Raw genomic sequence first — 18,640 nt, 5'->3', positions numbered from 1 at the left:
GATCACCGCCCGTCCAGCTGCAACGGCGGGTTCGGGTCGGTCTCGTCGCTCATGAAGTCCTTCATGCCCTGCCAGAGCGAGCGGGCCCGGTGGACCGTGGCGCCCCGGGCGTCGGCCAGGACCTCGGCGCGCTCGCCGAAGCCGGCCGGGAGCGGCGGGAGGCCGAGCGCGGTCAGGGTGCGGATCAGGAGTTCCGACGGGTCGCCCGGGTCCCGCAGCATCCGTGCGATCTCCCGGGCGTCGCCCTGGCCCGCCGCCGCGACGAGCAGGTCCGCGTCCTGGCGCGCGGCCTCCTGGGAGGGCGTCGAACCGGGCCCCGCCCAACGGTGCCGGGCGGCCGTCCGGCCCTTGGCGACGACGGACAGCACGCACGCGTCGGCCCCCTCGCGCCGGGCGACCAGCGTGGTCATCCCGGCGGAGTCGAACGCGGTCTCCGCCACCGCCGCCAGACCGTCGAGCCGCAGCACCGTCGCCCGGCGCCCGCGCTTGCCCGGCGTCTCCTGCGAGGGGGCCGGCTCCATCAGCGTCCACCGCCCGGCCGGGGCGAGCCGGACGGTGGCCCCGGACAGCAGCAGCTCCTGCGAGACGCGCTGCGGTGCGCCCGGCACGTACGCGATCTCGTGGGCCGCCTCCGTCCGTACGGACTCCGGCAGGGGGACGCCGGGGGCGGGGACGGTGCCGTTACGGGGGACGGAGGCGGCGAGTCCGGCCCGGGCGCCGTCCCGGAAGTGCCGGAACGCCTCCAGCGGCTCGCCCGCGTAACTCCACGGGTACGTGGTGGCGTACCGCCCGATGGAGCGGTAGACGTCCAGCGATTCGGCCCAGCGTTCGCGCCCGTTCAGCACCCACACCAGGTGGTTGCGGATCAGCCGGGCCGAGTGGTCCTCGGGCGGGCGCGAGGCGGAGTAGGCCTGCGCGGTGGCGATGATCGCCTCGACCCTCTCGGGGCCGGGGATGCCCCGTTTCCGCTCCCGTGGCTCGACCTCGGTCAGGGCCACGACCTCCAGGGCGCGCAGGGGTGAGCCCTCCGGCGCGTCGGCGGCGACGCCGGCCGCGTAGCCGAACATCTCCTCGTGGCTGCCGTGCCACTTGTCGGCGAGGTACTGCACGGCGTGCACATGGGTGGGCAGGTGGTGGGGCGCGCAGGCGAGCGCCTGGCCCAGGCACTCCTCGAAGACGTCGCGCGGGGCCTGGGCGCCGATGCAGTGGGGCAGAGCGGCGGACCACGGCACCGGGTCGCCGGGGCTCGCCGCGACGGCCGCCTCGATGACGGGCAGCGCGTCGTCCAGCAGGGTGCGGAAGGCCCGGTACTGCTCCTCGCTCACGTCCTTGGCCCGCGCGGCCGTGCGGACCGCCCACGCTTCTTCGATACGCCGGAACGCGTCGACGGCGAGCGCGTCGGGGTCCTCCGGCGACCCGTCCAGCCAGGCGCCCACCGGGGCCGCGTCGGCCACGGCGGTCTCGGCGAGCGCGGTGACGACCTCGTGCCGGAGCGTCCAGTCGGCCTCCGCGCGGGTGGCGGCGAGGAGCGCGCGGACCGGCTCGTACGCGCCCCGCCGGGCGGCGGCCAGCGGCTCGACGGCCCGCGCGTCCGGCGCGTCCACGACGACCGCGTGATCCGGGACCAGCCCGACCCCGGTCGCCTCCAGGTTTCTGACCATCCGCCCCACCTTGCCGAACACCCGCACCCCTCCGTAAAACCGTAAGCGTGTACGGGTCATGATCCCCGCCGCACCGCACGCACGGCACCCAGGCTCCCGAGTCGTATCCATACCGCCGCCCCGACGCGACCGGCGGGGCGGTGTCAGTGGTGCCCCATACCGTGCGCCCATGGGATTCTCAGGCCACCTCGTCTTCGCCCGCAGCCAACGCCTCCTGCTGGAGGCACCCTTCTTCGCCGACATCGCCCCGGAACCGGACGTCGAGGCACACGAGTGGCCGTCCCGCCCGGGCGGCTGGCGGACCCTGCAACTCACGAACGGCATCTGGGAGTACGAGATGCTGTCCGGCCTGGTCGAATGGACCGGCGCACCGGCCTGCGTGGCCGACGTCAGCGACAGCTCCGTCGCGTTCGTCGCCGGCCTGGACACCGAGGACCGGCACTGGCATGCCTGGCTCAACCTGGACAACGCCGCGGGCGTACTTCTCGAAACCCCCGAGGACGTGGACGACGACAACCTGTGGTTCGACACCCCGGATTTCGAACTGGCCTTGGCCCGCAAGCGAGCCGAGCTGGACGCCGAGGTCCCCACCAACGCCGAGCTCGCCCTCGCCTGGGCGAGAGCGGCGGGCGTCCGCACGACGGCCGGCCACCACCACATCCAGGAACTGCTGCGCACCCACTCCCCGTTCGCGGAGGACCTGTTCGCCTCACTCCTGGACGAACTGGACTTCCCGGAGGCCCCTCGCTCCTGACCACAACCCGAGTGACCACCGGGAGCCCGCTGCCTAGGGTGTGCGCATGTCGCTCAGCCGCATGGTTCTTCCCTCGGGCCGATCCGTCGATCTCACCGAGATACGTATGTCCTCGACGTACGCCGGATTCCTGGAGGGCTACCCGTGCAGGGCGGCCAACGAGATGGTGGTCCGAGGGCTCCAGTGGCAGGCGGAGCAGGCGTTTCCCGGCACCCCGACCCATCTCGTGCCGCCCCGCCTCACGTACCGGGACGAGGACCGGGGCGAGCCCCCCACGGCGTTCGGTCCCGTCGTGGAGCTGCCTCCCGTGGCCTGCGTCGGCCTTTTCCGCTCGACGGTGATCGCCCCGGCCCTCGACCCGGTCCTGCACCGCTCCTCCCTCGCCGTGGTCTGGTTCCAGACCCCCCTGTCCGTCCCCACGGACGAGTCCGCCGCCCCCGGGCTGCACGACCTGAACTGGGACGAACTGGCCGGGGACTACGAGCTCTAGGGCCTGTCCGGCGTTAGGAGGCCCCGCCCTCCCCCCGCTGCCGCCGATAGTGGCGAGCCGCCCGCGCCCGGTTGCCGCAGGACGGCTTGCACCACTCCTGGCGGCCGTGGCTCTTGATGAAGTAGCGCACGCAGCGCGGGGCCGTGCAGGAGCGGAGCTGCGTACGCTGCGGGCCGCTGAGGAAGTGGATCGCGTCGCGGGCGAGGGCGGCGAGCAGCCGGACGGACGGGGCGGTCTCGTCGGAGAGCAGCCGGACGGCGGGAACTCCCTCGTCGGGCCAGTCGAGTTGGGGCGTGACCGGCTCCCGCGCGGCGGTCGCGTTGAGGCGGGCCGTTGCTTCCTCGGCGGGCATCAGGCGGTGGGCGTCCGCCGGGCTGGCGGGTGCGGGGCTGACCGCTCGGGCGAACAGGGCGCGGACCGCCTGCCGTAGCTCGATGAGGTCGAGCCTGAGGGGTTCGTCCGCGACGAGGTCGGCGGCCGACCGCTCCTGGATCCAGCGCGTCGCGCCCTCGACCGTGGCCAGGTCGTCCGCGACACCGCCGTCTCCGTCGTGGCGGATCGTGCTCGCCAGTTCCAGTGCCGGCCAACGCTCCACAGGGCGCCCCTTCCTCTTCTTCCGACCACTTGAACACACGTCTGCGTACACCCTAAAGTCCCTAACGGAAAAACTGAAAACTACCGTTAGAGGGGACTGCGGCATGACCCTGCTCGCACAGATCAGCGACCTGCACCTGGACGGCAGTACGCGGGCGACCCGGCGCGCCACCCGCGTCATGGACTACCTGCGCGCCCTCCCCCGCCCCGTCGACGCGCTCCTGGTCACCGGGGACATCGCCGACCACGGCACCGAGGCGGAGTACGAGGAGGCGGCCCGGATCCTGGCCGCCCCCTTCCCCGTGCTCATGTGCCCCGGCAATCACGACGCGCGCCCGGCGTACCGCAAGGCCCTCCTCGGGGAGGCGCCTGGCGACGGCCCCGTCAACCGGGCCCACCTCATCGCCGGGACCGCGATCCTGATGTGCGACGCCACCATCCCCGGCCGCGACGAGGGGCGCCTCGACGCCGAGACGCTGGCCTGGATCGACGCCACGCTGACCGCGCTGCCGCGGGACACCCCCGCGCTGATCGCCTTCCACCAGCCGCCGGTCGAGCTCCACCACCCGCTGCCCGACTCCTGCATGCTCGAAAACCGGGAGGACCTGGCCGGGCTGCTCGCCGCGCACCCGCAGGTCGTCGCCGTCCTCACGGGCCACGCCCACACCGCGGCCGCGTCCGCCTTCGCCGGGCGGCCGTTGATCGTCGGGCCGGCGGTCACCTGGACGCTGCGGCTGCCCTGGGAGGGCGACCGGGCCGCCGACCTGGACCAGCCGCCCGGCCTCGCGTTCCACGTCCTGTCCGACGACCGGCGCCTGACCACGCACTACCGGGTCGTGCTCTGATCGTGGTCCACCCCGTCGCCGTCGCCGGGTTCCTGGTGGCGATCCTCCCCCTGATCGCCACCCCCGGCGCCAGCCTGGCGCTGCTGGTCCAGTACGTCACCGAGGGCGGCCGCCGCCGGGCGCTTCCCGTCGTCCTCGGTACGGTCACCGGCCTGTACGTCCACGCCGCGCTCGCCGTGGCCGGCCTGTCGGCCCTGGTCATGCGCTCCAGCGTGGCCTTTACGGTCGTCAGGCTCATCGGCGCGGTCTATCTGATCGGCCTGGGCGTGTGGACCTGGCGCACCGCGACAGCAGCCCCCCGCCGCCGCCCGAGGCGTCGTACGGACTCCGTCTACGTCCAGGCGCTCCTGGCCAACGTCCTCAACCCCAAGGCGGCATCCATCTACCTGACGCTGACCCCCCAGTTCATCGCGCCCGACCACCCCCTCGGCGGCCAGATCCTCACCCTGGCCACCGCCCACGCCCTCCTGATCACCCTCTGGCTCACCGCCTGGACGTTCCTCCTCACACGCGCGACCCGCGTCCTCCGGACCCCCCGCTTCAAACGGACGGCCATCAGGGCCACTTCGGCGGTCCTGATCGCCCTGGGGGTCCGGAGCGCCGTGGCGTAGAGCCTCTTAGGAAGCCCCCGCACCACCCCCGACCGGCCCCACCCCCGTAGCCGCGACGGACAGCTCCCACAGGCGGACCGCCGCGTGGGGGTCGACCGCGTAGGCGCGGACGCCCGCCTCGTCCTCGGGCCCGGTGACGGAGGCGATCTCGCAGTCCTCCAGATACACGCCGCCCCGGTCCGCCAACAGCGGTGACGTGGCTGCCCAGAGGCCGGTGGCGGCGCCCTGCGAGGCGGTTTTGAAGCCCTCGCCGACCACGTTGCCGTGCTCGTCCACCCAGCCGTTGTCCATCTGCTCCTGGAGCGTCATCTCCCGCTGCAGCGCGGTGATGATCTTGCCCGGGTGGAGCGAAAAGGCCCGGACTCCGTCCTCGCGGCCGAGGGCGTCGAGGTGGACGGCGAAGAGGACGTTGGCGGTCTTGGACTGGCCGTACGTCTGCCACTTGTCGTATCCGGTACGGAAATGGGGGTCGTGCCAGCGGATGTCGCTGATGCCGTGGGCAGCGGAGCTGTAGGCGACGACCCGCGCCCCGTCACCGGCGGCCAGGAGCGGGTACAGCTCGCAGGCGAGGGTGAAGTGCCCGAAGTGGTTGACCGCCAACTGGCTCTCCCACCCGGGCCCGACACGTCGCTCCGGGGTGGCCATGATCCCGGCCGTGGCGAAGAGCAAGTCGAGCCCGGTCAGCGTCTCGCGCAGGTGCGCGGCAGCCGCCCGTACGGTTCCGAGGTCGGACAGGTCCATGGCCATGACCTCGACGTCACCGCCCACCCCGTCGAGCGCGGCACGGGCGACGTCGGGCCGCCGCGCGGGTACGATCACCCGCGCCCCGGCGGCGACGAGCGCTCGGGTGGTTTCGAGCCCGAGCCCGGAGTAGCCGCCGGTCACCACGGCGTTCCGGCCGGAGAGGTCGGCGCCCGCGATGACGTCCTGGGCGGTGCTGGCGGCGGAGAAGGGCGAGCCGAGAGGCTGCTGTCCAATGGTGTACATGCGGCGAAGCTACGACCTGGACCGCGCTCTAGATCAAGTCCTACGCTGCGCCGCATGGCAGCAACCACCGACACCCTGGGCATCGGCGAGGTCTCCGCCCGCACCGGCCTCGGCGTCCACGCCCTCCGCTTCTACGAACGCGAGGGCCTGCTCGTGGGCCCGGTGCACCGCACCTCCGGTGGTCGGCGCCGCTACAGCGCGCTCGACGTCGAATGGCTCCTGATCTGCGTGAAGCTGCGCGAATCCGGAATGCCCCTGGCGGACCTGAAACGGTTCGCCGACCTCGTACGCCAGGGCCCGGGCAACGAGGCCGAGCGCTTCCACCTCCTGGACACCCACCGCCAACGCGTCGACGCCCAGATCGCGGCCCTGGAGGAGTGCCGCTCGGTCATCACCTGGAAGGTCGGTATCTACGCGGACCACCTGGCCCGAGGCGCGGCGGACGGCCTCTGGGACCCGACGGGCAGGCCCCAGGACGCCTCTGGAAATATTGAACGATGACTACTGGTGTGCCACATGACGCCGAGTCACTTGCCGCCGGGGCTCTTGAGTGGCTGATGAAGGCCGCCCGAGACGTCGGCCACGGTCTGGCCTGGCCCTACAACCTCGCCGCCGAGCAGGTCACACCGACCCTGTACAGCGGGACGTCGGGGGTGCTGCCCGCTCTCCTCGACGCATGGCGGTACTTCGCCGACGACCGCTACGCGGACGCGGCCTCGCGTGGTGCCCGCAGCGTCGCTGCCGTGGTCGGCGGCTGGGAGAACAGCGGGCTGTACACGGGGGTCGCCGGGATGGCTGTCGCGTTGCGGGGCGTGCACCGGACACTCGGCGACACCGCGGCGGGGGCGGCCGCCGACCGTGCTCTGGGCACCCTCCGGTCCCGCTTCGACGGCGAAGGATGGAACGACCACTACGAACTCATCGTCGGCAACGCCGGTATTGCGCTCGCCGCGCTGCAGTGCGGTGATCTCGATCTGGCCCAACGAGCCGTCGCCCGCTACGCGCGCACCGCCGAAACCACCGCCGCCGGCGTCCAGTGGGAGATCCGGGCCGGCGCCGTCCCGCGTCTGCACCACATATCGCACGGGACCCTGGGCATCGTCTACGCGCTGGCCGCCGTGGGACGCGCCGCCGACCGCCCCGATCTGCTCGACCTCGCACTGGCCGGCGCCGCCGACGTGGTGGCGCGCGATGAGGCGGGCCCGGACGGCTTCCTCGTCGCGCACTCCGATCCGCAGCAGGAACACGAGAAGATCGAACGTCACAGCTACGGCTGGTGCCACGGCACGGCCGGCGACGCACAAGTGTTCCGCCTGCTCAGCCACATCCGGGCCGACGACTCCGCTTGGCCCGCCCTTGTCGACCGCTGTTGGCACACTCTGGTCGACTCCGGCGTTCCCCGACGCATCCGCCCCGGCTTCTGGGACAACAACGGCCGCTGCTGCGGCACCGCCGGTGTCCTCGCCCTCGCCTGCGACCGCCAAGTCGAACGAGGCGACGGCGGCGACTTCGCCGATGTCCTCGTCGCCGACCTCGCGGTCCGCGCGAGGACCGATGAGAACGGCATCTCCTGGTCCAACTTCGAGCACCGTGAGACGCCGAGCGACCTCGCTCCCACCACTGGCTGGTCCATGGGCAACGCCGGCATCATCCGCGAGCTCCTGCGCCACGCCCGCATAACGTCAGGCCGCGACCCGCGGTACGCGGTCCCCTTCCCGGACCACCCACCCACCAACTGACCCCGGCAGCAGAGGAACACGCCGCATCGTCACGGAGGGCGAGGGTCCCTCACGCTCTCCGGCCGGATCACCCCGGCACGGGCAGGCACTCGCCCAGCAGGTCGAGGACGTCGCGCCAGGCGCGCTCCGCGTGCCGGGGGTGGTGGCCGACGCCGGGGAGGGTTGTGTGGTCGACCGGGGGGTGGTGGAAGGCGTGCAGGGCGCCGCCGTAGACCACGAAGCGCCAGTCGACGCCCGACGACCGCATCTCGGCTGTGAACGCGTCCCGTTGCGCGGGCGCCATGATCGGGTCCTCCGAGCCGACCCCGGCCCACACCGGGCAGCGGATGCGCGCGGTCTCGCCCGGGCGGCCGGTGCTCAGTCCGTTGACGGTCCCGATCGCACGCAGGTCGACGCCGTCGCGCCCGAGTTCCAGCGCGATGATGCCGCCGGTGCCGTAGCCGATGGCGGCGATCCGGTCGGGGTCGGCCCTCGGTTCCGCGCGCAGCACGTCGAGCGCCGCGTGGCCGATGCCCCGCATGCGGTCGGGGTCGTCGAGCAGCGGCAGGCAACGGGCCAGCATCTCCCCGGGTTCGCCCAAGTACCGCCCACCGTGGAGGTCGAAGGCCAGGGCTACGTAACCCCGTTCGGCCAGGGCCTCCGCCCGGCGCCGCTCGACGTCGCTGAGCCCCATGCCCTCAGGACCGAGCAACACGGCGGGCCGGCGTCCCGCACCGGCCGGGAGCGCGAGGTGTCCGACCATCGTCAGTCCGTCGGCCGGGTACGCGACCGTGCGCGTGGTAACCGTCGTCATGGAACGGACCGTAGTCCGCGCCGAGGGGCACCGGGCCGGGGTTCACCCCCGGCGCAACGGCGCGGGTGTTCTCTCAGGCGCGCCCTGGAACGCCCCCAGCCGCCTCACCCACGACCTCGGCTGCCCTCACGCCGGGCATCCTGCCGACGTCATCGGGCCCGGCGCACCGTGTTTTCGCCCGTCGGCCGCGTCGGTAGTCTCCCCGGAACAGCCCCGGCGAATTGCGAGAAGCCAGTGGTCCGAGACCTGTACAACGTCCGTGTGCAGTGGCCGGAAGGCGGCCCTGCGCCGCTGACCGAGGAGGAGGAGCAGCGCGCGCGAGCGGTGCTGTTCAGCGACCTCGGCAACACCATCGCCGAACGGGGCTGGGTCCGGTTCCCCGCGTACTCGCCGGAGGAACGCCGCCGACTGGTCGACGTCGCGCACCGCCTCAGCGCCCACTGGGGGCAGCAGGTGTCCGTCGAGGCGGAAGATCAGTGCGCCATGAAGCTCTACCTCGCCGGTCACGGACCGCAGCCGACGAACCCGCCGCTGCCGTAGGCACCCGGGCTATGCCTCCCGGGCCCCCGGCGCCCCCGCGTCGGAAGCGCCGACCGTCCCCGTCATCGGCGAGCTCCGGAAGGACAGCAGCAGGGCCAGCGCGCAGCCGCCGGTGATCGCCCAGTCGGCCAGGTTCATCACGCTGAAGTCCCGGACCGCGATGAAGTCGACCACCGCGCCCTGGAAGTCGCCCGGGGCGCGGAAGACGCGGTCGGTGAGGTTGCCGAGGGCGCCGCCCAGGAGCAGGCCGAAGGCGACGGCCCAGGGGGCGCTCGCCAGGCGGCGCGAGTAGCGGATCACGACGACGACCACGGCCGTGGCGACCAGGGTGAAGACGATCGTCGTCGCCGCACCCATGCCGAAGGCGGCGCCCGGGTTGCGCTGGACCCGGAGCACCAGCCAGTCCCCGAGCACCGACACGGTCGTACGCCCTTCGAGCTTCGCGACCACCGCCAGCTTGGTCCCGAGGTCGACGGCGTACGCGAGGGCCGCGACCGCCCACAGCAGGAAGGCGCGCCTGCGCACACTCGTCGTCACGTCCGGCATGCTCGCCCTCCTGGCCCTCGTCGCACCACGGACGGCACGCTCCCCGCAGGAACGTATCCCGCTCAGGGGCTCCCCGTCATCGTCCGCCCGCCCGTTCCCGCAGCTCACGCCTAAGGATCTTCCCCGACGCCGCCCGCGGCACCGTCTCGATGAACTCCACCTCCCGGACCTTCTTGTACGGGGCCACCCGCTCCGTCACCCACGCCATCAGGTCCTCCGCCGTCACCGGCGCACCCGGGCCCCGGACCACGTAGGCCTTCGGGATCTCGTTGCCGTCGGGGTCCTGGACGCCGATGACCGCCGCGTCCGACACCCCCTCGTGGCCGAGCAGCAGCGCTTCCAGCTCCGCGGGGGCGACCTGGTAGCCCTTGTACTTGATGAGCTCCTTCACGCGGTCGACCACGAAGAGCCAGCCCTCCTCGTCCACCCGGCCGACATCGCCGGTGTGCACCCAGCCGTCGGAGTCGATCATCGCGGCGGTGGCGTCGGGGCGGCCGAGGTAGCCCTTCATGACCTGGGGGCCCCGGATCAGGATCTCGCCGGGCTCCCCGGCCGGGGCGTCGGCGGACGGGTCGTCCAGGGACACGATGCGCATCTCGGTGCTCGGGAGCAGCGTGCCGACGGCCCCCGGCGGCGGGTTCTCGGCGGCGAGCGGGACGACGTGCGTGCCCGGGGACAGCTCCGTCATCCCGTACGCCTGGCGGACCGGCGGCAGCCCCAGGCGGCGGGAGCAGGCGGTGGCCAGGTCCGCGTCCAGCGGGGCGGCGGCGCTGACGATGTACTCCAGCGAGGACAGGTCGTAGCGGTCGACGACCGGGTGCTTCGCGAGGGCCAGGACGATCGGCGGAGCCACGTACAGGCCGTTGATGCGGTGCGTCTCGATCGCCGCCAGGAACTGCGCGAGGTCGAAGCGCGGGAGGACGACGACCGTGGCGCCCAGTCGCAGGGGGGCGTTCATCAGGGCCGTCAGGCCGTAGATGTGGAAGAACGGGAGGACCGCCAGAATGCGGTGGCCCTCGCCCAACGGCACGAACGGGCTCAGCTGTTCCAGGTTCGTCGCCATCGAGCGGTGCGTCAGCATCACACCCTTCGGGGCGCCCGTCGTGCCCGAGGAGTACGGGAGGGCCGCGACGTCCTCCGCCGGGTCCAAGGTCACCATCGGTTCCGGGGCGGTCGTGGTGAGCATGTCCAGGAGCGAGGCGTGCCCCTCGGCGTGGTCGCAGACGAACACCTCCTCGATGCCGCCCACGAGTTCGGCCGCACGGCGCGCGACCGCGAGCAGCGGGGACACCGTGACGATCCAGCGCGCGGAGGAGTCGCGGAGCTGCTTCGCGAACTCCTCCGCCGTGGCCAGCGGGTGCACCGTCGTGACCGTGGCGCCCGCCCGCGTCGCGGCGTAGAAGACGGCCGGGTACGCGATGGTGTTCGGGCTGTGCAGGGCGAGCACGTCGCCCTTGGCCAGCCCGGCGGCGGCGAGTCCGGCCGCGATCCTGCGGTGGAAGGCGTCGAGCTGCGCGTAGGTGAGGCGGCTGCTCTCGTCGGTGCCGTCGATCAGGGCGACGGTCTCGCCGAACCGCTCGGTGGCGTGCCCGAGCACCGCGTCGTGGATGGCGGCGTCGAGCGGCTGTACGTCGGGGTAATCGCTGCGGAACACGTGCGCCATGCTGGGTCGGTCCCTTCGGTGCGGTGGGGGCGGCGGCCTCTCGCGTGCGTACGGGCAACTGTGCGCCCCTCAGTACGACTTGGGGAGACCCAGGGTCTGGTGGGATATGTAGTTCAGGATCATTTCCCGGCTGACCGGGGCGATCCGCGCCACCCGCGCCCCCGTGATCAGCGAGGCCAGCCCGTACTCGCGGGTCAGCCCGTTGCCGCCCAGCGTGTGCACCGCCTGGTCCACCGCCTTCACGCACGCCTCGCCCGCCGCGTACTTCGCCATGTTCGCCGCCTCGCCCGCGCCGAAGTCGTCGCCCGCGTCGTAGAGCCGGGCGGCCTTCTGCATCATCAGGCGGGCCAGTTCGAGTTCGATGTGGGCCTGGGCCAGCGGGTGGGCGATGGCCTGGTGGGCGCCGATGGGCTCCTTCCAGACCTGGCGCGTCTTCGCGTACTCGACCGCCCGGCCGAGCGCGTAACGCCCCATGCCGATGCCGAAGGCCGCAGTCATGATGCGTTCCGGGTTGAGCCCGGCGAAGAGCTGGAGCAGCCCCGCGTCCTCGTCCCCCACCAGCGCCTCGGCGGGCAGCCGGACGTCGTCCAGGACCAGTTCGAACTGCTTCTCCGGGGCGTGGACCTCCATGTCGATCCGGTTCCGCTGGAAGCCGGGCGTCTCGCGCGGGACGATGAACAGGCAGGCCTTGAGCTTGCCGGTCCGCGCGTCCTCCGTGCGGCCGACGATCAGCGTGGCGTCCGCGATGTCGACGCCGGACACGAACACCTTGCGGCCGGTGAGCAGCCAGTCGCCGCCGTCCCGGCGCGCCGTGGTCGTGATGCGGTGCGAGTTGGAGCCGGCGTCCGGCTCGGTGATGCCGAACGCCATGGTGAGGGAGCCGTCGGCGAGCCCGGGGAGCCACTGCCGCTTCTGCTCCTCCGTGCCGAAGCGGGATATCACCGTGCCGCAGATCGCGGGCGACACGATCATCATCAGGAGCGGCGAGCCGGAGGCGCCCAGCTCTTCGAGGACGATGGACAGTTCCGCCATGCCCGCGCCCCCGCCGCCGTACTCCTCGGGGAGGTTCACGCCGAGGAAGCCCGCCTTCGCGGCCTCGGCCCACAGCTCGCGGGGGTGGGCCCCCTCGCTGACGAGGGACTGCATGTACTCCCGCCCGTACCGCTTCCCGAGGGCGGCGACGGCGGCGCGCAGGGCCTGGTGCTCTTCGGTTTCGAGGACGGTGCTCGTGCTCATGCGTGCTCCTCAGCAGGGTCTGCGGATTCCGTGACTACGGCGAGCAGGGCGCCGACCTCCACCTGGAGGCCGGGCGCGGCGTGCAGGGCGGTGAGGGTGCCGGAGGCGGGGGCGAGGATGCGGTGCTCCATCTTCATCGCCTCCAGCCAGATCAGCGGCTGCCCGGCCACCACGGCGGCCCCCTCCGCGAGGCCGTCCGCGAGGCGGACCACCGTGCCGGGCATGGGCGCGAGCAGCGAGCCGGGTTCGGTGCGGTCGGCCGGGTCGGTGAAGCGGGGCAGGGCGGTGAAGGTGTACGCGCCGGAGGCGGTGTCCACGTAGACCGTGCCGTCGTCCGGGAAGACGTCGAAGTGCCGGGTGACGCCGTCGTGTTCGAGGGTGACGCGGGCGCGGCCCGCCGACACGACGCGTATGCCGTCGGCGCCGGTGCTCAGGCCGTCCCGGGTCGGGCGGTACGTGATCTCGTGCTCGCCGCCGTCCGGTTCGCTGCGGTAGCGCCGGAGCTGGGGCTGTGAGGGGAGGTTGCGCCAGGCGCCGAAGCGGGTGAAGCCGCCCCTGGTGGTGGAGGTGGCGTTACGGGCCGCCTCCACCACGGCGGCGGCGGTGGCCGCGAGCCGGGCGGACGCCTCATCGCCCGGAGCCGTCAGCTCCGGCAGGTGCCGGTCGTAGAACCCCGTGTCCAGCCGCCCGGCCACGAAGTCCGGGTGGCGCAACGACCGGACGAGCAGGTCCCGGTTGGTCACCGGGCCGTGGATGCGTGCCCGCTCCAGCGCATGGGCGAGCAGCCGCACCGCCTCGGCCCTGGTCGGCGCCCGGGCGATCACCTTGGCGATCATCGGGTCGTAGTGCACGCCGATCGTGTCGCCGCCGGTGTACCCGGTGTCGAGCCGCACCCCCGGCACCTCCGGGACCCGGAGCGAGAGCAGTGCTCCGGTCTGCGGCTGCCAGTCTCGCGCCGGGTCCTCCGCGTACAGCCGGGCCTCCACGGCGTGCCCGGACGGCGAAGGGGGCTCGGCAGCGGGCAGCGGCTCGCCCTCCGCGATCCGGAGCTGGAGCGCGACCAGGTCGAGCCCGAACACCTCCTCGGTCACCGGGTGCTCCACCTGGAGCCGCGTGTTCATCTCCAGGAAGTACGGCCGCCCGTCCGAGGCGACCAGGAACTCCACGGTCCCGGCCCCCCGGTAGCCCACGGCCCGGGCCGCCGCCACCGCCGCCTCGTGCAGCCGGTCCCGCAGCGCGTCCGGCAGGCCCGGCGCGGGCGCCTCCTCGATGACCTTCTGGTGCCGCCGCTGGAGCGAGCAGTCCCGGGTCCCCAGCGCCCACACCCCGTCGTGCTCGTCCGCCATCACCTGGACCTCGACGTGCCGGCCGCGCTCCACGTACGGCTCGGCGAACACCTCACCGTCCCCGAACGCGGACAGCGCCTCGGCCCCGGCGGCGGTCAACTCACCCGGGAGGTCCACCAGTTCACGGACGATCCGCATCCCCCGCCCGCCGCCGCCGGCCGCCGCCTTCAGCAGCAGCGGCAGGTCCTCGGCGGTCGCGGCGGCCGGGTCGACCGGCGCGAGGAGCGGCACCCCGGCGGCGGCCATCAGCTCCTTGGCGCGGGTCTTCGACGCCATCAGCTCGATCGCCTTCACGGGCGGCCCGATCCACCGCAGCCCGGCGTCCTGCACGGCGGCGGCGAAGTCCGCGTTCTCGGAGAGGAACCCGTAGCCGGGGTGCACGGCGTCCGCCCCGGCCGCGAGCGCGGCGGCCACGACGAGATCGCCGCGCAGATACGTATCGGCGGGGGCCGCGCCCGGCAGCCGTACGGCGGTGTCGGCCTCCCGGACGTGCAGCGCACCGGCGTCCGCGTCCGAGTACACGGCGACGGTGGCGATGCCGAGGGCCCGGCAGGTGCGGAAGATCCGGCAGGCGATCTCGCCCCGGTTGGCGACGAGCAAACTCTTGATCACGTGGAGCTCCCTCACATCCGGAAGACGCCGAAGCCGCCCCGGGCGCCCTCGACCGGTGCGGTGTGGATGGCGGACAGGCACAGGCCGAGGACGGTCCGGGTGTCGCGCGGGTCGATGACCCCGTCGTCGTACAGCCGCCCGGACAGGAACATCGGCAGGGACTCGGACTCGATCTGCTGCTCGACCATCGCGCGCAGGGCGGCGTCCGCCTCGTCGTCGTACGGGCGTCCCTTCGCGGCGGCCGAGGCGCGGGCGACGATGGAGAGCACCCCGGCGAGCTGCTGCGGGCCCATGACGGCGGACTTGCTGCCGGGCCAGGCGAAGAGGAAGCGCGGGTCGTACGCCCTGCCGCACATGCCGTAGTGCCCGGCGCCGTAGGAGGCGCCCATCAGGACCGAGAGGTGCGGGACCTTCGAGTTCGAGACGGCGTTGATCATCATCGCGCCGTGCTTGATGATGCCGCCCTGCTCGTACTCCTTGCCGACCATGTAGCCGGTGGTGTTGTGCAGGAAGAGCAGCGGGATGTCGCGCTGGTTGGCGAGCTGGATGAACTGGGCGGCCTTCTGCGACTCCTCGCTGAAGAGCACGCCCTGCGCGTTGGCGAGAATGCCGACCGGGTAGCCGTGCAGCCGCGCCCAGCCGGTCACCAGGCTCGTCCCGTACAGCGGCTTGAACGCGTCGAAGTCCGAGCCGTCGACCAGCCGGGCGATCACCTCGCGCGGGTCGAACGGCACCTTCAGGTCGCCCGGCACGATGCCGATGAGCTCGTCCTCGTCGTACTTGGGCTGCTCGGCGGGGCCCGGATCGGCGTGCGCCTTGCGCCAGTTGAGGCGGGCGACGATGCGGCGGGCCTGGCGCAGCGCGTCGGGCTCGTCCACGGCGAAGTGGTCGGCGAGCCCGGACGTGCGGGCGTGCATCGCGGCGCCGCCGAGCGATTCGTCGTCGCTCTCCTCGCCGGTCGCCATCTTCACGAGGGGCGGTCCGCCGAGGAAGACCTTCGAGCGTTCCTGGATCATCACGGTGTGGTCGGACATCCCGGGGACGTACGCGCCTCCGGCGGTCGAGTTGCCGAAGACCACGGCGACGGTGGGGATTCCGGCGGCGGAGAGCCGCGTGAGGTCGCGGAAGAGCGCGCCGCCGGGGATGAAGATCTCCTTCTGCGACGGCAGGTCCGCGCCCCCGGACTCGACCAGGCTGATGACCGGCAGCCGGTTCGCGAAGGCGATCTCGTTGGCCCGCAGCGCCTTCTTCAGCGTCCACGGGTTCGACGCCCCGCCGCGTACGGTCGGGTCGTTGGCGGTGATCAGGCACTCCACGCCCTCCACCACCCCGATCCCGGTGACGAGCGAGGCGCCGACCGCGTACTCGCTGCCCCAGGCCGCGAGCGGCGACAGCTCCAGGAAGGGCGTGTCCGGGTCGAGCAGCAGCTCGATGCGCTCGCGGGCCAGCAGCTTGCCGCGCCCCCGGTGCCGCTCGACGTACTTCTCGCCGCCGCCCTCCAGCGCCTTGGCGTGCGCGGCCTCCAGCTCGGCCAGCTTGTCGAGCATGGCGGCCCGGTTGGCCGCGTAGTCGGGGCTCGCGGTGTCGAGCCCGGTGGGCAGGACGGTCATGCGGGCACCTCCAGAAGGGTCACGGGTATCTCCAGGTGGCGGGCGCGCAGCCACTCGCCCAGCGCCTTGGCCTGCGGGTCGAAGCGGTGCTGCGCGGCGACGCCTTCGCCGAGCAGCCCGTGCACGGTGAAGTTCAACGCCCGCAGGTTGGGCAGGACATGGCGTACGACGGTGAGCCCGTCGGTCTCCGGGAGGAGCGCGCGGAAGCGGTCGACGGTCAGCTCGTGCGCCAGCCACCGCCAGGCGTCCTCGTCCCGGACCCACACCCCGACGTTGGCGTCCCCGCCCTTGTCCCCGCTGCGGGCCCCGGCGACGCGGCCGAGGGGGGCACGGCGCGTGGGCCCGGCCTCCAACGGCAGTGGCAGATCAGGCTGTTCGACGTCCCGCAGCGGCTGTGTCCGCGCAGGTGCTTTGACGAAGTGGCGCGTCCCGTCCGGCAGTACGGCCACGTGCTCCACGTCCTCCGCCGGTACGTACCGCGCCTCGAACACCCCGTACGGCGCGCCCTTCCCGGGCGGGGCGGTGACATGGAAGCCGGGGTAGCTGCCCAGGGCCAGCTCGATCGCCGCGCCGGACAACGCCCGCCCCACGGGCTCCTGTTCGGGGTCCCGGACGACCAGCCTGAGCAGGGCGCTCGCGGTCTCCTCGGTGGCGGCGTCGGGTCTGTCCGTACGGGCCAGCTCCCAGCGGACTTCCCCGGGCTCCCGTCCGGCGCGCGCGAAGGCGTCCGCGAACTGGCCCTGGACGAGCGCCGCCTTGGCCTCGATGTCGAGACCGGTGAGCACGAAGACGACCTCGTTGCGCCAGCCGCCGAGCCGGGTCAGCCCGGCCTTGAGCGTGGGCGGCGGGGCCTCCCCGCGTACGCCGGAGACCGCGACCCGGTCCGGCCCTTCCTGCGTCAGCCGTACGGTGTCGAGGCGCGCGGTGACGTCGGGGCCCGCGTACCGGGCGCCGCCGGTCTCGTAGAGGAGCTGCGCGGTGACCGTGCCGAGGTCCACGACGCCCCCGGTGCCGTGGTGCTTGGTGATGACGGAGCTGCCGTCCGCGTGGATCTCCGCGACCGGGAAGCCGGGGCGGCGGATGTCGTGGTCGCGGAAGAAGGCGTAGTTGCCGCCCGTGGCCTGCGTACCGCACTCCAGGACGTGCCCGGCGACGACGGCCCCGGCGAGTGCGTCGTGGTCCTCGGGACCCCAGCCGAAGTGGGCGGCGGCTGGGCCGGTGACGAGGGCGGCGTCCGTCACCCGGCCGGTGACGACGACCTCGGCACCGGCCCGCAGGCAAGCCGCGATGCCTGCCCCACCAAGGTACGCGTTGGCCGTGAGGAAGCCCTCCGGTACGGGGATGTTGTCGCCCTCCACATGCGCGACGCGCACCGGCACGCCGACCTTTTCGGCCAGCTCCCGGATCGCGTCGGCGAGCCCGGCCGGGTTGAGGCCGCCCGCGTTGGCGACGATCCGCACCCCGCGCTCGCGGGCCAGCCCGAGGCCGTCCTCCAACTGCCGCAGGAACGTGGAGGCGTAGCCGCGCGCCGGGTCCTTGAGGCGGCTGCGGCCGAGGATGAGCATCGTCAGCTCGGCGAGATAGTCCCCGGTGAGGACGTCGAGCGGGCCGCCGGTCAGCATCTCGCGCAGGGCGTCGAAGCGGTCGCCGTAGAAGCCGGAGGCGTTGCCTATCCGGAGGGGCGCGGGGGGCTCGGCTGCGAGGGGCGCGGGCTCCGTCATCGCTCCCCCTTCGGCGCCCGCCCCGCCCCCGCGGGGCCCGCGAACGCCTGCGCGATCGACAGCCAGGCGTCGGCGTCGGCCCCCTCCGCGCGCACCGCCAGGTCGTCGCGGTGGGCGCGCTGCGTGACGAGCAGGCAGAAGTCGTGCAGCGGCCCGGTGACGCGCTGGCCGGCGCCCTCGGGGCCGTACGTGATCAACTCACCGCCGGGCGCGGTCAGTTCCACCCGGAACTCCTCGGCGGGCGGTTGCTTGCCCCGTACGAAGTAGGCGTAGTCGCGGGCCCGGACCCCGATGCGGGCCACGTGGCGCAGCCGGGCGGTCGGGGTGCGGGTGACCCCGAGGGCGTCGGCGATGTCCTGACCGTGGGCCCAGGTCTCCATCAGCCGCCCGGTCGCCATGGAGGCGACGCTCATCGGCGGCCCGTACCAGGGGAACTTCGCCCCGGCGGGCGCGGCGCGCAGGGCCTCCTGCAGGCGCTCGCGGCCCTCGCGCCAGCGGATGAGCAGCGCGTCCGGCGGATACGCGGCGACGATCTCCTCGGCGGCCCGGTCCACGAAGCCCTCGGGGTCCTCCATGGCCTTGGCCACCTCGTCCCCGAAGCGTCCGGGGTCGGTGACGGAGATCAGCGCGACGTCGTCGGTCCAGCTCAGGTGCGCGATCTGGTGGGCGAGGGTCCACCCCTCGGCCGGGGTCTCCCCCGCCCACTGTCTCGCGCTCGCCCCGGCGACGAGCAGGTCGCACTCCAGGCTCTCGCTGCGCAGATCATCCAGCACGGCTGAGGCATCGGACACGGTGCGCTCCCCTCGGGGCGTGACGGCGTGCCCGGGAGCCTGCCAGCGGAACCCTAAACAATCAAGCACGCTTGCATGATTTTTTCCGCGCCGGAACCGGA

General features: G+C 73.1%; 18 protein-coding genes. 7 read left to right on the top strand and 11 right to left on the bottom strand.

The genetic code is table 11. The features are described from left to right. Positions 1 to 2 precede the first annotated feature (2 nt). Entirely contained in the window at positions 3 to 1,661 is a 1,659-nt protein-coding gene (locus OHS17_RS18965; RefSeq protein ID WP_330313139.1) for a hypothetical protein, read from the bottom strand. A 169-nt stretch (positions 1,662 to 1,830) separates the two neighbouring features. On the opposite strand from OHS17_RS18965, the gene OHS17_RS18960 reads away from it, so the two are divergent. Both OHS17_RS18960 and OHS17_RS18955 read left to right on the top strand, forming a co-directional pair. Beyond that, positions 1,831 to 2,415 (top strand): hypothetical protein, encoded by a 585-nt coding sequence (locus tag OHS17_RS18960; protein WP_330313138.1) that lies wholly within the window; start codon positions 1,831 to 1,833, stop codon positions 2,413 to 2,415. Between the two features lie 106 nt (positions 2,416 to 2,521). Then, positions 2,522 to 2,905 (top strand): hypothetical protein, encoded by a 384-nt coding sequence (locus OHS17_RS18955; RefSeq protein WP_330313137.1) that lies wholly within the window; start codon positions 2,522 to 2,524, stop codon positions 2,903 to 2,905. 13 nt (positions 2,906 to 2,918) lie between these two features. Here OHS17_RS18955 and OHS17_RS18950 read toward each other — a convergent pair whose 3' ends face one another. Continuing rightward, the gene (locus tag OHS17_RS18950; RefSeq protein ID WP_330313136.1) at positions 2,919 to 3,500 is read right to left on the bottom strand and encodes a CGNR zinc finger domain-containing protein; all 582 of its coding nucleotides are present in this window, start codon (positions 3,498 to 3,500) and stop codon (positions 2,919 to 2,921) included. A 103-nt stretch (positions 3,501 to 3,603) separates the two neighbouring features. Between OHS17_RS18950 and OHS17_RS18945 the strand changes: the two genes are divergently transcribed. After that, a complete protein-coding gene (locus OHS17_RS18945; protein WP_330313135.1) occupies positions 3,604 to 4,344 on the top strand; it encodes a metallophosphoesterase in 741 nt (246 codons plus the stop codon). Positions 4,345 to 4,346: 2 nt separating this feature from the next. Beyond that, positions 4,347 to 4,955, top strand: coding sequence for a LysE family translocator (locus OHS17_RS18940; protein WP_330313134.1), 609 nt, complete (start codon positions 4,347 to 4,349; stop codon positions 4,953 to 4,955). Positions 4,956 to 4,961: 6 nt separating this feature from the next. Here OHS17_RS18940 and OHS17_RS18935 read toward each other — a convergent pair whose 3' ends face one another. After that, positions 4,962 to 5,942 carry an SDR family NAD(P)-dependent oxidoreductase gene (locus tag OHS17_RS18935; RefSeq protein ID WP_330313133.1) on the bottom strand — a complete coding sequence of 327 codons (981 nt, stop codon included), beginning with the start codon at positions 5,940 to 5,942 and terminating at the stop codon, positions 4,962 to 4,964. Between the two features lie 54 nt (positions 5,943 to 5,996). Between OHS17_RS18935 and OHS17_RS18930 the strand changes: the two genes are divergently transcribed. Both OHS17_RS18930 and OHS17_RS18925 read left to right on the top strand, forming a co-directional pair. Continuing rightward, a complete protein-coding gene (locus OHS17_RS18930) occupies positions 5,997 to 6,443 on the top strand; it encodes a MerR family transcriptional regulator (RefSeq protein WP_330313132.1) in 447 nt (148 codons plus the stop codon). A 56-nt stretch (positions 6,444 to 6,499) separates the two neighbouring features. Further along, positions 6,500 to 7,681 (top strand): lanthionine synthetase LanC family protein, encoded by a 1,182-nt coding sequence (locus OHS17_RS18925; protein ID WP_330313131.1) that lies wholly within the window; start codon positions 6,500 to 6,502, stop codon positions 7,679 to 7,681. Between the two features lie 67 nt (positions 7,682 to 7,748). Here OHS17_RS18925 and OHS17_RS18920 read toward each other — a convergent pair whose 3' ends face one another. Further along, complete coding sequence (locus tag OHS17_RS18920; protein ID WP_330313130.1) at positions 7,749 to 8,474, bottom strand: dienelactone hydrolase family protein; 726 nt, start codon at positions 8,472 to 8,474, stop codon at positions 7,749 to 7,751. A 261-nt stretch (positions 8,475 to 8,735) separates the two neighbouring features. Here OHS17_RS18920 and OHS17_RS18915 point away from each other — a divergent pair, with 261 nt between their 5' ends. Further along, complete coding sequence (locus OHS17_RS18915; protein ID WP_330313129.1) at positions 8,736 to 9,014, top strand: hypothetical protein; 279 nt, start codon at positions 8,736 to 8,738, stop codon at positions 9,012 to 9,014. A gap of 9 nt (positions 9,015 to 9,023) precedes the next feature. Here OHS17_RS18915 and lspA read toward each other — a convergent pair whose 3' ends face one another. The 7 genes from lspA to OHS17_RS18880 all read right to left on the bottom strand — a co-directional run bounded on the left by lspA (position 9,024) and on the right by OHS17_RS18880 (position 18,539). Continuing rightward, positions 9,024 to 9,560, bottom strand: coding sequence for a signal peptidase II (gene lspA, locus OHS17_RS18910; protein ID WP_330313128.1), 537 nt, complete (start codon positions 9,558 to 9,560; stop codon positions 9,024 to 9,026). Positions 9,561 to 9,636: 76 nt separating this feature from the next. After that, positions 9,637 to 11,223: an AMP-binding protein gene (locus OHS17_RS18905; protein ID WP_330313127.1), complete on the bottom strand. Its 1,587-nt coding sequence runs from the start codon at positions 11,221 to 11,223 to the stop codon at positions 9,637 to 9,639. 69 nt (positions 11,224 to 11,292) lie between these two features. After that, on the bottom strand, positions 11,293 to 12,459 hold the full coding sequence (locus OHS17_RS18900; RefSeq protein ID WP_161209123.1) for an acyl-CoA dehydrogenase family protein: 1,167 nt from the start codon (positions 12,457 to 12,459) through the stop codon (positions 11,293 to 11,295). Next, complete coding sequence (locus tag OHS17_RS18895) at positions 12,456 to 14,417, bottom strand: acetyl/propionyl/methylcrotonyl-CoA carboxylase subunit alpha (protein WP_330313126.1); 1,962 nt, start codon at positions 14,415 to 14,417, stop codon at positions 12,456 to 12,458. The genes OHS17_RS18900 and OHS17_RS18895 overlap by 4 nt, the downstream gene beginning before the upstream one ends. 11 nt (positions 14,418 to 14,428) lie before the next feature. Further along, on the bottom strand, positions 14,429 to 16,027 hold the full coding sequence (locus tag OHS17_RS18890) for an acyl-CoA carboxylase subunit beta (protein WP_330313125.1): 1,599 nt from the start codon (positions 16,025 to 16,027) through the stop codon (positions 14,429 to 14,431). Beyond that, on the bottom strand, positions 16,024 to 17,748 hold the full coding sequence (locus OHS17_RS18885) for an acyclic terpene utilization AtuA family protein (RefSeq protein ID WP_330313124.1): 1,725 nt from the start codon (positions 17,746 to 17,748) through the stop codon (positions 16,024 to 16,026). Before OHS17_RS18885 ends, OHS17_RS18890 begins: the two co-directional genes overlap by 4 nt. Further along, complete coding sequence (locus OHS17_RS18880; RefSeq protein WP_330313123.1) at positions 17,745 to 18,539, bottom strand: TIGR03084 family metal-binding protein; 795 nt, start codon at positions 18,537 to 18,539, stop codon at positions 17,745 to 17,747. The genes OHS17_RS18885 and OHS17_RS18880 overlap by 4 nt, the downstream gene beginning before the upstream one ends. Between the last annotated feature and the right edge of the window lie 101 nt (positions 18,540 to 18,640).

It is taken from the genome of Streptomyces sp. NBC_00523 (genome assembly GCF_036346615.1).
Lineage (GTDB): Bacteria > Actinomycetota > Actinomycetes > Streptomycetales > Streptomycetaceae > Streptomyces.
The sequence above is the reverse complement of the archived record's forward strand: the minus strand, read 5'-3'. Positions and strand labels throughout refer to the sequence as shown.